The organism is Corynebacterium aurimucosum, from assembly GCF_046895345.1.
Taxonomy (GTDB): Bacteria; Actinomycetota; Actinomycetes; order Mycobacteriales; family Mycobacteriaceae; genus Corynebacterium; species Corynebacterium aurimucosum_G.
This window is the reverse complement of the sequence record NZ_CP160096.1, coordinates 1029303-1043282: the sequence shown is the minus strand read 5'-3', so window position 1 is coordinate 1043282 and position 13980 is coordinate 1029303. Positions and strand designations below refer to the sequence as shown.

13 protein-coding genes are annotated in these 13980 nt (G+C 58.8%); 10 read left to right on the top strand and 3 right to left on the bottom strand.

The window, feature by feature from the left end; genetic code table 11:
• Positions 1–114: 114 nt before the first annotated feature.
• Positions 115–1230 (bottom strand): HNH endonuclease signature motif containing protein, encoded by a 1116-nt coding sequence (locus ABZS45_RS05060; protein WP_412100909.1) that lies wholly within the window; start codon positions 1228–1230, stop codon positions 115–117.
• A 398-nt stretch (positions 1231–1628) separates the two neighbouring features.
• A complete protein-coding gene (locus ABZS45_RS05055; RefSeq protein WP_412100908.1) occupies positions 1629–1952 on the bottom strand; it encodes a hypothetical protein in 324 nt (107 codons plus the stop codon).
• 48 nt (positions 1953–2000) lie between these two features.
• Between ABZS45_RS05055 and ABZS45_RS05050 the strand changes: the two genes are divergently transcribed.
• The 6 genes from ABZS45_RS05050 to ABZS45_RS05025 all read left to right on the top strand — a co-directional run bounded on the left by ABZS45_RS05050 (position 2001) and on the right by ABZS45_RS05025 (position 10349).
• The gene (locus tag ABZS45_RS05050) at positions 2001–3377 is read left to right on the top strand and encodes an MFS transporter (protein WP_412100907.1); all 1377 of its coding nucleotides are present in this window, start codon (positions 2001–2003) and stop codon (positions 3375–3377) included.
• 22 nt (positions 3378–3399) lie between these two features.
• Entirely contained in the window at positions 3400–4431 is a 1032-nt protein-coding gene (locus ABZS45_RS05045; protein ID WP_412100906.1) for an ATP-dependent 6-phosphofructokinase, read from the top strand.
• A 37-nt stretch (positions 4432–4468) separates the two neighbouring features.
• Positions 4469–6067: an aspartate:alanine exchanger family transporter gene (locus ABZS45_RS05040; protein WP_412100905.1), complete on the top strand. Its 1599-nt coding sequence runs from the start codon at positions 4469–4471 to the stop codon at positions 6065–6067.
• A gap of 43 nt (positions 6068–6110) precedes the next feature.
• Positions 6111–7616, top strand: coding sequence for an Asp-tRNA(Asn)/Glu-tRNA(Gln) amidotransferase subunit GatB (gene gatB / locus ABZS45_RS05035; protein ID WP_412100904.1), 1506 nt, complete (start codon positions 6111–6113; stop codon positions 7614–7616).
• A gap of 68 nt (positions 7617–7684) precedes the next feature.
• Positions 7685–8740, top strand: coding sequence for an NAD(P)-dependent alcohol dehydrogenase (locus ABZS45_RS05030; RefSeq protein WP_412100903.1), 1056 nt, complete (start codon positions 7685–7687; stop codon positions 8738–8740).
• 184 nt (positions 8741–8924) lie between these two features.
• On the top strand, positions 8925–10349 hold the full coding sequence (locus ABZS45_RS05025) for a hypothetical protein (protein WP_412100902.1): 1425 nt from the start codon (positions 8925–8927) through the stop codon (positions 10347–10349).
• Here the strand turns inward: ABZS45_RS05025 and ABZS45_RS05020 are convergent.
• Positions 10346–11035, bottom strand: a complete 690-nt coding sequence (locus ABZS45_RS05020) for a LysE/ArgO family amino acid transporter (RefSeq protein ID WP_412100901.1) — start codon at positions 11033–11035, stop codon at positions 10346–10348. The two genes, ABZS45_RS05025 and ABZS45_RS05020, sit on opposite strands and share 4 nt — an antisense overlap.
• A 70-nt stretch (positions 11036–11105) precedes the next feature.
• On the opposite strand from ABZS45_RS05020, the gene ABZS45_RS05015 reads away from it, so the two are divergent.
• The 4 genes from ABZS45_RS05015 to ABZS45_RS05000 all read left to right on the top strand — a co-directional run bounded on the left by ABZS45_RS05015 (position 11106) and on the right by ABZS45_RS05000 (position 13896).
• Positions 11106–11990 carry a LysR family transcriptional regulator ArgP gene (locus ABZS45_RS05015; RefSeq protein ID WP_412100900.1) on the top strand — a complete coding sequence of 295 codons (885 nt, stop codon included), beginning with the start codon at positions 11106–11108 and terminating at the stop codon, positions 11988–11990.
• Between the two features lie 28 nt (positions 11991–12018).
• A complete protein-coding gene (locus tag ABZS45_RS05010; RefSeq protein ID WP_412100899.1) occupies positions 12019–13014 on the top strand; it encodes a DoxX family protein in 996 nt (331 codons plus the stop codon).
• Positions 13015–13147: 133 nt separating this feature from the next.
• The gene (locus ABZS45_RS05005) at positions 13148–13585 is read left to right on the top strand and encodes a hypothetical protein (protein WP_412100898.1); all 438 of its coding nucleotides are present in this window, start codon (positions 13148–13150) and stop codon (positions 13583–13585) included.
• Positions 13582–13896, top strand: a complete 315-nt coding sequence (locus ABZS45_RS05000) for a transcriptional regulator (protein ID WP_412100897.1) — start codon at positions 13582–13584, stop codon at positions 13894–13896. Before ABZS45_RS05005 ends, ABZS45_RS05000 begins: the two co-directional genes overlap by 4 nt.
• Positions 13897–13980 lie beyond the last annotated feature (84 nt).

Here is a 13980-nt window from a genome sequence, read left to right as displayed (position 1 = left end):
GGGGTTTGCGGCTTTGCTTCGTCGTTTGATTCGACGGTGTGGGTTCGTAGTCTTTCTCTTTTCCTTTCAGTTACCTTGGTCAGGTTTCGTCGTTTGATTCGACGGCGGGGTGGTTTAGAAGGGGATGTCGTCGGTGCCGGCATCTGTGTCGGTGTTGTCCGCGTCCTCGGCTTCGGCTTTGGCTTGGGCTTGCTGTTGTTGTGCGTAGTCGTCGAGTTCTTGTTTTAGGTGTTGGGCGTCTTCGCGGATGCGTTTTCTGGTGTTGGTGATGTGTTGGGCTACTGTTTGCGCCCAGCGTTTCTGCTTTGGCGCTAAGGGTCCATCGGCTTCGGTAATTGTCCAGGTGCCGTCTTCGTAGAGCCAGATGGCATCCCCGCTGTAGGGGTCCAGCAGGTATTTCAAGCTGCCATCGGTTTTCATGTTGTGATGGCTTTGGCATAAACACGCTAGGTTCTTCGGGTGGGTTGGCCCGCCTTCGGCCCAGTTGTGTCGGTGATCCAACTGGCTGAGAAAAGCAGGCTCGTCGCAGCCGCCGACCCGGCAGGTACCGTCGCGTCCTTCGACAAGTTTGCGCATAATCAGGCCGGGTTGGTAGCCGTCGGCTTCTTTTATGTCTTCGGTTAAATCTCGTATCTTGTCATGCGGCATGGGCTCAGCCCGCCAGCCGAAGCCTTCAATAAAGGTCGGTGCATTCTCAATATCGCGGGCTTGGTAGGTGTGTAGTATCACGGTGGCTGGTGGCTTAATCTCCCCGGAAAGCAGTTTGATGACTGCTTCAGGAATGGTGATGTCTTCCTTGGCTGCGGTCTGGTGGATGAAGGCATCAAGTTTCATGCCGGTATCTTCCCCAACCTGCAGTTCCAGCCAGGCAGACGTACCGTTAGAAGAAAACCTGTAGGAGTCTTTAGGGCGGGTATCGCGATAGGCGATGGAATCATCCAGAGTTTTACACAGGTCGCGGACTTTGCGTCTGATTTGGCTACGCGTAGGAAAAGCTTGATTCGGTTTAGAAGGGGTAAAGAAGTCAGCCAGGATAGTGTCGATGAAGTCTAGGGTTTCATCAGCCAAGGCTGTTAGTGCTGACATGGGTTGATCGATAGCGATGAGGGACTCGATGTCGAGCAGGCAGTGGGTGTCTTGTATGGCTTTGACTTTCGGCAGACTCTCCAGGCGATGGATAGCGCGCAGTCCGGATTTAATGTGGCCTTCCGGCAGTGACCAGGCAGCCACCAGGGATAGTGCGGTGGGATATCGGCATCAAGACTGGGCATGGCCCCGACCCAGGTTTTATAGGTGGCTCTTCGTGCTTGAGCACGAGCCATCGCATGTGGATTATTAGGGTTGGTGGTGGAAAAGAAGAAGGTTGGTGGACGTGTGACAGTGGTCATGGTATCTCCCCCGAGATCAACATGTATTAGAAGAAATGTTCTAACCATGATTCTAGTACCACACACTGGCCTTGGCTATAGCTAGACGTGAATTCATGTCAAGTCGTTACTATAAACGGGGGTGTCAACCCCAGGTTTAGACTGCACGTTCGACGTCGTCTGGGGCGGTGCGCTCGCATGTGAAACGTGAAACGCCCCTCCGGCCGTCAAAGACCGCGCGAAAGGGTGTGGGATGGGGATCTACTTGGCGTCGGAAAGCGCGTAGGCAGCACCAGCGCTTGCGGCAGTGACGGCCAGGACTGCCGGCCAGGAGCCAATCTTCTTAGCCAGCGGGTGAGAGAGGCCAAACGCGCCGGTGTATAGGGCTGCCAGGCCAGCGGTAGTGGCCGGATTCGTCTTAGTCCACCAACTCCGGCCCGCCCAGATACCAGCCGCAGCGAGCACAACGCCGCCAAGCGGACGGATTCCCGTCTCCCGGGCTGTGAGCCAACCGCCAATGAGTCCTAGTGTGACGGTCGCGGCCGTCGACACATCCTGTGGTTTCTTGATGTCAATCATTCCCATGCGCTTCAGTTTAGGCCGCGTGCGAGGATGGTGGCTAGACTTCGCTCCATGAAACTCGCAGCAACCCCCACATCAGAAAAGCAGGCTTGGCTCGCCATGGCTGCGCTGTCACTGGGCTTCTTCATGTCGTTGCTCGATCAATCGATGATTGCCGTTGCGCTTCCCGACGTCCGCCGCGAGTTCAACGCCGACGTCAATCAGGTGCTGTGGGTCTCCGCTATCTATTTGCTCGCCGTGGTCGTGCCCCTCCTGTTTACCGGAAGGTTAGGGGATATCTACGGGCAGAAGCGAATGTTTCAGCTAGGCAATGGGCTCTTTGGCCTTGGTGCGCTACTTTGTGCGCTGGCGCCATCCGTAGAGTTTCTCATCGCCGCACGGTCGCTACAAGGCCTAGGTGCCTCCATTCAGATGCCGCAAACCATGGCAGTGATCAACCGCATTTTCCCTCGTGAGCGGCGCGGCCGTGCGCTGGGCGCCTGGGGCGTGGTGGGTTCGCTAGCCACTCTTGCTGGACCGCTTGTGGGAGGCTTCGTCGTAGCCGCGTTTGGGTGGCAGGCAGTCTTTTGGATCCACATTCCCATTGTCATTGCAGCGATTGTCCTTTCCGGCCTGTGGGTGCCTGCCTTACCGACGGCGACCGGGAAGATTGACTTCGTGTCGGTAGGGGCGTCGTTTGTCGCGTTGACCTGCTTCGTCTTTGCCGTGCAACAAGGCCCAGAGACGGGCTGGCCGTGGTGGATTTGGGCCCTCTTAGTCGCCGGGATTGTCGGCATGGCCATTTTCGTGCGCCTGCAATCTTCCCGTGGGGCGGCAGCGCTCGTTCCGCTTGAGTTGTTTAAGGACCGTAACTACTCCGTGGGCACTGTAGCCATCGTGTCCATGGGCTTTATGGCGGCGTCGATGATGATTCCGATCATGATGTGGTTGCAGGTCGAGCAGGGGATATCGGCGGGCGATGCCGGAATGATCGTCACGCCGATGGCTCTGGTTTCCTTGTGTGTGTCACCGCTAGCGGGCATTTTGGCAGATAAGCTGCATCCACGACGATTGGCGCTCACGGGCTTCGGCATTTTGATTGCCACTTTCACCGTGCTGTGGTTCCTGATGCACGCGGGTGTTTCGGGGTGGTGGTTGAGCCTGCCATGTGCGGCCTTGGGTGCGGGACAGTCCTTTATTTGGGGATCCAATGCCGCGACGACGATGCGTGATATTGATGCACATCTGATGGGAGCCGCTTCCGGTGTCTATAACACATCGCGACAGGTGGGTTCAGTGATTGGTGTGGCCGGCATATCAGCAGTTATGCAGGTCGCCGGTGCGGCGGACTCTCTGGTCGCTATCGTTGTGATCCTTTTTGTCGGGTGTATTGCTTCGCTCTTCTTCAGGGATACCCTGCACGCTGGCGTGGAAACTGCGAGCCTATAGGGAAGCGAGTAGATTGGAACTCATGCGTCTTGCTGTACTGACATCCGGTGGTGATTGCCCCGGTCTGAATGCTGTTATCCGCGCGGTCGTTCGTACCGCTTCCAACGAGTTCGGCGATACAGTCGTCGGCTACGAGGACGGCTGGGTTGGTCTGATGGAAGACCGCCGCCGTGACCTTTATGACGACGCTGAGATTGACCGCATCCTTCTGCGCGGCGGAACCATACTTGGTACTGGCCGCCTCCACCCAGATAAGTTCAAGGCTGGGCTGGATACCATCAAAGCCAACATGGCTGATGCTGAGGTCGATGCGCTCATCGCCATTGGCGGTGAGGGAACGTTGAAGGGTGCCAAGTGGCTGTCCGATAATGGCATTCCAGTCGTCGGCGTGCCGAAGACCATTGACAATGATGTCAATGCAACGGACTACACCTTTGGCTTCGACACCGCAGTCTCCGTCGCTACCGATGCGATCGATCGCCTCCACACCACCGCTGAATCCCACGATCGCATCCTCATCGTGGAGGTTATGGGCCGCCACGTCGGTTGGATCGCGCTGCACGCTGGCATGGCCGGCGGTGCGCACTACACGGTGATCCCCGAAGAACCGTTCGATATCGCCGATATCACCAAGGCAATGGAGCGCCGCTTCCAGATGGGTGAGAAGTACGGCATCGTCTGCGTCGCTGAGGGCGCTCTGCCCAAGGAAGGCACCATGGACTTCGAAGAAGGCGGCGTGGACCAGTTCGGCCACCAGACCTTCAACGGAATTGGCCAGGTCATCGGTGATGAGATCAAGAAGCGCACCGGCTACGACGTGCGGACTACTGTCCTCGGCCACATCCAGCGTGGCGGTACGCCAACTGCCTATGACCGCGTGCTGGCCACTCGCTACGGCACCCACGCCGCCCGTGCTGCGCACAATGGACAGTCCGGAATGTGCGTGGCTCTCCATGGCGAAAACATCGACCTCGTGCCTCTCGAAGACGCAGTGGGCAAGCTGAAGGTGGTTCCGGCCAAGCGTTATGCCAACGCACAAGCCCTGTTTGGTTAAACACCACTAGGGCCCACCCTTAGTTAATAAAGGAATTATGACAAGCGTATTAGCTTTCCTGGCTGATCAGCCGGTTCTGTTGGTGTTCCTGCTGATTGGCCTCGGCATGGCCCTCGGCGGTATTAAGACACGGGGCATCAGCTTGGGCGCGGCAGCCGTGCTCTTCTTGGGCATCGCTTTCTCGGCCGCTGCCTCCGCCGTAGGCGTGGAAGCTTCCGTACCTCCCATTTTGGGAATGTTTGGCTTGGTGCTCTTTGCCTTTGGCATTGGCAACAACTCCGGCGTGTCCTTCTTCAAGTCGCTGAAAACTGCGACTGGCCCCGTGCTTTCCATGATTGGCGTCTTTATCGTCGCCGCCCTCGCTGCTTGGGGGCTGGGGGCCTATGTCTTTGGGTTGTCGAGTGCCACTATCGCCGGTACCTTCGCTGGAGCGGTGACAAATACCCCTGCTTTGGCGGCGGCCTCGGAGGCTACGGGCGATCCGGGCTCAGCAACGGTGGGCTATGCGGTGTCTTATCTGTTTGGCGTCATCGGTATGCTCGTGGCGACTGTGCTGGTGCTTCGCGACGCCGGTAGTGACGACGACACCCTGTCACCCGTCACGCGCCAGCACATGCAGATTCTGCGTGAGACCTCCGTTGCAGAGCTCGCGGACATTGGCAATGGGGAAGTGCAGGTCACCCGTTTACGCCGAGTAGGCAGCAACGTGATCGTCCTGCCGAAGTTTTTTGATGTGCTACACCCAGGGGATGTCGTCACGCTCGTTGGTGCGCCCGAGGACCTCGACAACATTATTGAGCACGCTGGGCGTGAGTCCCCGCAGATCCTCAACGATGACCGCCACGAGCTAGATTTTCGCCGCATCACGGTGTCAGAGCACAGCTTGGCGGGCCTGACGATTGCGGAGCTGAACAACCAGCTGGCGGATCGCTGGGGCGCACGAATCTCGCGTGTTCGTCGCGCCGACAACGACCAAGTCGCTATCCCTGAGCACATCGTAGAGCTGGGGGACCGCGTGCGCGTCGTCGGTTCAAAGAAGTCTTTGCAGGAGATTTCTGCTTTTCTCGGTGATTCCTCCCAAGGCTTGACGGATATCAACCCGGTCTCCCTCGGCTTAGGCATGGCTCTCGGCGTTTTCGTGGGCCACCTCGAAATCCCGCTTCCAGGCGGCTCTTCCTTTAGCCTTGGCGCTGCCGCGGGTGTCCTCATCGTGGCGCTGATCATGGCGCGCATCGGGCGCATTGGCAACACGGTCACCGCACTGCCGCACTCGGCCAACACGATTCTTTCCGAGCTCGGTCTGCTGCTCTTCTTGGCGCAGGCCGGAACGAATGCGGGTGGGGAGATTGCCGGCGCCTTTACCGGTGGTTCGTGGTGGAAAATTCTCCTGCTCGGTGCAATCATCACCACGCTGGTGGCCACCGGGTTCGCCTTTGTGATGCGGCGTTTCCTGCACGTTGGTGCAACAAAGACCGCGGGGGCCATGGCTGGCGCACAAACGCAACCGGCGGTGCTCGCTTTCGTGAACAATCGGACGAACACTGACCAGCGAGTTGCCTTGGGCTATGCCATGGTGTATCCGGCGGCGATGATAGCCAAGATTCTTATTACCCACGGCATCACCTTGTTGGGTTAGGCGGTTGCGCACGGTATCGCGCTGACATACTAAGATGGCACGCATGACTGCTGCGATGTATGACCTGATGGACTATGACGAGGTCCTTGAAAAGTTCGATCCCGTTATGGGCATGGAAGTTCACGTGGAGCTCAATACGGAGACCAAGATGTTCTCCACCTCGCCCACGAACTTCAACGCAGCCCCCAACTCCAATGTGGACCCGGTGTCCCTCGGCCTGCCAGGCGCCTTGCCCGTGGTGAACTCCAAGGGCGTGGAAGGCGCCATCAAGATTGGTCTGGCACTGAACTGCAAGATTGCGGAGTCTTCGCGCTTTGCCCGCAAGAATTATTTCTACCCGGACCAGCCGAAGAACTACCAGATTTCCCAGTACGATGAGCCGATTGCCTACGACGGCTACCTCGACGTCGTTCTCGACGACGGCACCGAGTGGCGCGTAGAGATTGAGCGCGCCCACATGGAGGAAGACACCGGCAAGCTCACCCACCTGGGTGGCGCCGATGGCCGTATTCATGGCGCAACCTCCTCGCTGGTGGACTGTAACCGCGCGGGCATTCCTCTCATTGAGATTGTTACCAAGCCAATTATGGGTGCTGGCGAGCGTGCTCCCGAGGTAGCTCGCGCCTACGTGACGGCGCTGCGTGAGCTCGTCGCCGCTCTCGGCGTTTCTGATGCCCGCATGGATCAGGGCTCGATGCGCGTTGACTCCAACCTCTCGTTGCGCCCAGTGGGCCAGGAGGAGTTCGGCACCCGTACCGAAACCAAAAACATTAACTCCTTGCGCTCGGTTGAGCAGGCGGTGCGCTTTGAGATGCAGCGCCAGGCGCAGGTGCTTGTCGACGGGGGCGAGATCGTCCAGGAAACTCGCCACTACCAAGAAACGGATGGCTCCACCTCGAAGGGCCGCCCGAAGGAGACCGCGGAGGACTACCGTTACTTCAACGACCCGGACCTGCCACCGGTGATTGTCTCCCGCGAGTGGGTTGAGGAGATCCGCCAGACCCTGCCTGAGATGCCATGGATTCGCCGTGCCCGCATCCAAGAAGAGTGGGGCCTCAAGGATGAGGAGATGCGTGACCTGGTCAACGCTGGCGCGCTCGATCTCATCATCGAAACCGTGGAAGCCGGCACCACCCCGGACGAGGCTCGCTCCTGGTGGGTGTCCTACCTGACCGGTAAGGCTAATGAGGCCGGCGTTGAGCTGAGCGCTCTCGGCATCACACCGGAACAGGTGGCCCGCGTCGTGGAGCTGGTCAAGGAAGGCAAGCTGACTACCAAGCTGGCTCGCCAGGCGGTCGATGGCGTGCTGGCTGGGGAGGGTGACGTCGACGAGGTCGTCGCCAAGCGCGGGCTCGAGGTCGTGCGCGATGACGGCGCGATCGAGAAGGCCGTCGATGATGCTCTGGCCGCTAACCCGGACATCGTGGAGAAGTACAAGGCCGGCAACAAGAAGGTCACTGGCGCCATCGTGGGTGCGGTCATGAAGGCCACCCAGGGTAAGGCTGACCCGGGACAGGTCAACAAGCTGATTGCGAAGAAGCTCTCCTAGGTGATCAACCTAGTTGGCAAAAATTTCCATTAGGCGAGGTCAGGCGGCTGCGGGGTACCGTGGTCGCCATGACTATTTCTACCAAAGCTCTGCAGAAGACCGGCCCGAACGAGCCTTTCGAGGTCGTGACCATCCAACGCCGTGACCCCCGTGCCGATGACGTGGTCATCGACATTAAGGCCGCCGGCATCTGTCACTCGGATATCCACACCATCCGCAACGAGTGGGGCGAAGCGCACTTTCCGCTGACCGTCGGCCATGAAATCGCCGGCGTGGTCTCCGCCGTAGGGGAGGAGGTCACCAAGTTCAAGGTGGGTGACCGTGTCGGCGTGGGTTGCCTGGTCAATTCCTGCGGCGAATGCGAACAGTGCCAAGCCGGGATGGAGCAAAACTGCCTGAATGGTGGCGTGGGAACCTATAATTCCACGGATGTCGATGGCACGGTTACCCAAGGTGGCTACGCAGAAAAGATCGTGGTGAATCAGGACTTCGTTCTGCGCATCCCCGATTCCCTTGATTTTGACGTGGCAGCGCCTTTGTTGTGCGCTGGTATTACTACTTACTCTCCGCTGGCGCGTTGGGACGTTAAGGCAGGCCAGAAGGTAGCCGTCGTGGGCCTGGGCGGCTTGGGGCACATGGGCGTGCAGATCGCCGCCGCCAAGGGCGCGGATGTCACCGTCATCTCGCGCACCTCGCGCAAGGCAGAGGAGGCCAAGAAGCTGGGGGCGAGCCGTACCTTGGCCACCACCGAAGAAGAAGACTTCTCCAGGAACCACCGCGGCGAATTTGACCTCATCCTCTCAACCATTTCCGCAGAGTACAGCCTCGAGGACTACCTGCGGATGCTCAAACCCCGCGGCATCATGTCGGTGGTCGGCCTACCGCCGGAGGCGCTCCCGCTGCGCCTCAACCGTCTGGTCGGCGGCGGCAAGGTGCTCACCGGAAATAATATCGGTGGCATCGCGGAAACTCAGGAAATGCTGGACTTTTGTGCTGAGCATGGCCTAGGTGCGGTGATCGAAAAGGTCGGCGTCGACGAGGTGGACGCGGCCTACGAGCGCGTCGTTGCGGGTGACGTGAAGTTCCGATTCGTCATCGATACCGCTACGTTTGCCGAGCATTAAGAGGTGAGCCGCCTCATGCTTTAGCGGCCATTGGAGCAAGCTCTCCACGGCCGCACACATGTTTTCCTGTCATGATGGAGTACCGTGGTAGTAGTGTGCCGCCGTACTCCATCAAAGGTATGGCGCGTTTTTATGCGCTAAACCTGAAGCATAAAAAGAAGAAACTAGAAACAGATAGGAAAACGTGTCTTATAAAAACGTCGTGGGCATCGCTTTGTCCTTCATTGGCTTGCTCGTGGGTGCGGGCTTTGCCACGGGTCAGGAAGTTGTCCAGTACTTTACGTCCTTCGGTATTCCTGGCATGTGGGGAATCCTGGTCGCCGGCTTGGTCATGACACTCGCCGGCACGGTCTTCCTCCAGCTAGGTAGCTACTTCCACGCCAGCGAGCACAACCAGGTGTTCAGGAACATCACCCACCCGATCATTTCGCGCATTCTGGATGTCGCGGTAATCCTCACGCTGTTTGCGGTGGGCTTCGTCATGCTGGCCGGTGCCGGCTCCAACATGCAGCAACAGTTCGGCTGGCCCGCCTGGGTGGGCTCGCTGCTCATGCTCGTCCTGGTTCTTATCACGGGCATGCTCGATGTCGATAAGGTGTCCCAGATCATTGGCCTTCTCACGCCGACTCTCATTATCGCAGTACTCTTTGCCGGTACCTACACGCTGCTACACATGCCGGACAATGTCGACGCTGCGATTGCTGCCTCTGAGGCGATTGAATCCCCAATCCCGCATTGGCTTATCTCCGCGCTGAACTACAACGGCCTGGCCCTCATCCTGGCGGTATCAATGTCCCTGGTGATCGGCGGCGATAATATCAGCCCGCGCGAGGCGGGCGTCGGCGGCATCGTGGGCGGCGCGGTGTACGCGGTGCTCATGGCCATTGCCGGTTTCTCTTTGCTCATGAATGCGGAGAACGTTGGCGATTCCGATATTCCGATGCTGACCCTGGTAGACAACATCCACCCAACACTCGGCGTCATCATGGCCATCATCATTTACCTGATGATTTTCAACACGGCCATCGGCATGTTCTACGCGCTGGGTAAGCGTCTGTCTTCTGGCAAGGAATCGAAGTACCGCATCATCTTCATCGCCGGCTGTCTTGCTGGCTTTGCCGTCTCTTTCGCCGGCTTCAAGTCGTTGATGCAGTATGTCTACCCGGTCTTGGGCTACATGGGCATCGTTCTAGTAGCCATCCTGGTTATTGGCTGGCTGCGCTCCCTGGGCAAAATCAAGGATGAGGGTATGCGCCGTGAGCGCATCCGTGCACTGCTGCACCTCAAGCTGCACCCCGATTCGGAGTACGACGCCGCGCGTTACGACGACGAGATCGGCCAGCAGATCGCTGACTCCAACATGGATGATGAAGCCCTGTTCGAGGATCTCGTCTCCGAAGTGGTCGAGGAGCTGGACTCGGATGAAGAGCTAGATTTCGACAAGGAAAAGTGGGAGGAAAACCGCAACGACCACTCCTACTACACCGAGCGCGAGGGCGTGGAGCAGGACCGCAGCGACGAAGAAATCAAGGCGTGGGTCGAAGAGACCGGCGCGGTGGGAGACCCCGCGGAGGATGACGACCTCCCCGAGGATTCACAGAAGAACTAGTGGAGCAAGAGCTTCGCTGTTAGTGCAATCATGACGCAGCCGATGACGATGTTGACTACGCGCCACGTCGTCGGCTTGGCCAGCACGTGGGAGAGCTTGTAGGCACCAAAGCCCAGGGAGGGGAACCACACGGCGCTGGCCAGAATCGCTCCACCGGCGAAAACCCAGCGCTGGTCGCCATATTGGTTCGCAATGGAGCCCAGCATGACCAGCGCGTCGACGTAGGCCAAGGGGTTTAGCCACGTCAGCGCCAGCGCACCGAGGACCGGCTTGACCCACGATTTCGAGCGCACGCGGGGCCGAATTTTGGTGAGCACGGAGGTTCTCGGTGCTCCCGAAATGCCCGAGTTCTCATCAACGACCTGCGCCACTGGTGCGGTTTCCTCAATGACCAGTGAGTCCTGTTCCTTCTTAAACGCGTCGCGGAAGCACGTGAACCCAAAGTAGATGAGGTAGGCCGCGCCCAAGTATTTGACCACGATGAGCGCGGTGGGGAAGCGCTCGACGAGGACGCCAACGCCGGCGGTACCGCCGGTGATCAAAATGACGTCGGAAAGCAAGCACGCCAACAGGATCGCGCCGACATGATCGCGCTTAATGCCCATCTTGATGATGTAAGCATTCTGCGGTCCGATGGCGATGATGAGGGACAGGCCCAGCGCAAATCCTGCAAGCAATACTGACATGCCATCTAGTCTGCGTATAGCAGCATATGAAGTCCAGTTAAATGTCCTACAGCTGGTTTAAAATAGCTTCATGAACCCGCTCCATACTGAGACTCTGCTGGCCATCATCGATGAAGGATCCTTCGAGGGGGCTGCGGCTGTGTTGGGAATCACGCCTTCGGCCGTCAGCCAGCGCATCAAAGCGCTGGAAGTTTCGACCGGCCGCATCCTTCTGCGCCGCGGCACTCCGGTCACCGTGACTGAAGCAGGGGAGATCGTCGCCCAAGCAGCACGGCGCATGGCGCTGGTCCAAGCTGAGGCGGATGCGCGGCTGACCGAGCGCCTGTCCCGCGTTCCGCTCACCGTTGCTATCAACTCGGATTCTCTGGCCACGTGGTTTCGTCCCGTTATCCAGCGCACTGCCGAGCGGGGTGAGGCGGCGTTGCGCATCCGCATCGAGGATGAAGCCCGCACGCTCGCGATGTTGCGCCGGGGTGATGTGCTGGGGGCGGTCACGCGCGAGCAAACCCCGGTCTCCGGATGTGAATCCACGTACCTCGGCACCATGCGCTATTTTGCCGTTGCCGCGCCTGCTCTGGCGGAGACTTTCGAAGACTGGGAGACCCTGCCCATCGTGGGCTTCGGTCCGAACGACGCCACCTTGGATGACGCCATGCGCGAGCGCTTCATTGATTCCCATGTTCTGCGTGCGCGGGTGTCCCAAATTCCGTCTTCGGAGAGTTATGTCGAAGCAGTGCGCTATGGCCTGGGATGGGGCTTAGTGCCGCGCCTGCAGGCACAACCCCTGCTGGAGACCGGAGAGCTGGTGCTTCTCGACGACTTCCCGCTCGACATTGACCTCTACTGGCAACGCTGGCGGTTGGAGTCGGAGTTGCTTGCGGACCTCACGGCGGATGTCTTGGACGCAGGCCATGCAGTTTTAGCTTCGCGCCGCGCCGATAAAGATGCACCATAAGGGGGCTGTACTGCCTTAAGTTGGAGGCATGAGCGATAAAACTCCTGATAAAGCCACCGACTTTGATGACGATATCCCGACCTACACGGGGAAAGACTCCGTGAAGGACAGCACGTCTAAAGAAGAAGCTACCGATAAACCGAAGAAGAGCAGCCTCTTCCAGCGCCCCGGACGTGCCGAGCCGCAGGTGATTAAGCCGAAGAAGGCCGAGGAGCCTGCCGTTGAAGCAGAGCCTGAAGCTAAGACCGAAACTTTTGAGGGTGCTTCTCGCGACTCCCTGTCTTTCGACAGTGCTGCAGCAGAAACCGAGACCACCGCCTTCCCGCGCGCGGAGGTGACGGCAGAGTCCGAAGCGGAGACAACTGCTATGCCGGTATCCACAGCCGCTGAAACCACAACTGAGCCTGTGGAAACTGAGAGCTATGAAGAGGTACCAAGCACGGTTGCTGTTGTCGACCCCGCCGCGGACTCCGAGGCGGCAGCCGTGGAAAAGAAACCGGAGCCAGCACGCCGTGGCACCATTGACTTCGGTCTGCTCTTCGTGCGCTTGGCGCTCAGCGTTTACCTGCTCGTGGCGGGTGCTTCTACCTTCTTCAAGCTCGGCGGTAACGAGGGACTGTCTGGCTTGGAGAAGGAGTTCGGCGAGTACACCATGGCTGCAGCCTTGGCCATCGGCGTGCCGACTGTTCAGCTCATCGCCGGAGCCTTCCTGCTGCTGGGCCTGGTGACACCGCTGGCGGCCATGTTCGGCCTTATCGTCACGGGCTTCTCCGCTATCCACGGCCTCAACGCCTCCGGTGCCGGGTTGGATGTCTTTGCCTGGAATGAGAGCGTCTGGCTGGGGCTCGTCCTCTTCGTTATCGCGGTGGCCCTGCAGTTCACCGGTCCGGGCTTCATCTCTCTGGACTTTAACCGCTCGTGGACTCGCCGCCCATTGGCAACGTCCTGGATTTTCGTCGTCATTGGCGTGGCCGCGCTCGTTGCCATCTGGTGGTTTGGCGCGGGCGTTAACCCGCTGAATTAGGCGCTGTTAGCACGTTTCTACGCTTCCAGCCTGCAGCTATATACAAACTCTTGTTATTTTCCGTTGCGTAAAGTAAGTTGCTTTCCGTAATGGAAAACAATGACTTTGGTGCCGCAGGAGGGGAGCTTTAGTTTTGTCCAATCAGGATGTTCGGGACGCACTCGCATTTGAGGAACAACAACGGCTGGCCGCGGCCAAAAGGCCACCCGTCTGGCTAAGTCTGTTCGCAGCGGCGGCATACGGCGCGTGGTTTGCCTACATGTGGATCAAGGATGACGTCCATCCTCTCGTTCTTGTTGGTGGACTGCTTCTTGTACTCGCGCTCTTGGTGAGTCTTGCCTTCTTTTATCGCACGGGGGTGAGGGATTCAATGCGCCAGAAGGTGGATCTGCACGCCTCCCGAAGCGTGACCTGGCGCTACTACGCAGGATTGGGATTTATGATTCTGCCGGCTCTCTTCAACCCTTTCGTCGAAGGGCACGTTATTGCCTCGTGCGGTGCGGGTGTGCTGTGCGCCTTGGCGGTCTTTTGGACGTTGCACACCGGTGCGCTGAATAGGATGCCGCGATGAGTGAGATCGATCCGATAATCCACCCGCTCAACCGCTTCAAAATTTGCGCCACACTCAATGCCTTCGGCGCCACGCAGGGCGGGGAGGTAAACCGTGAGATGAAATTCGCCATGTTGCGCGACCGCACGGAGCTTTCCGACGCCTCCCTGTCCAAGCAGCTCGGAGCTCTAGAGCAAGCTGGCTACGTGACTCGCTTCCGCGAATATGGCACCAGCCGTGCTAAAGATTCAGTGTGGGTGGCCTTGACAGAGAAGGGCAAGAGCGCCTTCGACGGCCATTTGGCAGCACTCAAGGCTTTAGCCGAGGGCTGAGGGCCCGTGTTGCCAAAGTTTTCCCATTTTTTGCAATGGCGGCGCATAACTTTGGCAGGTAGGGCAGTTTTGCACCCCGAATCT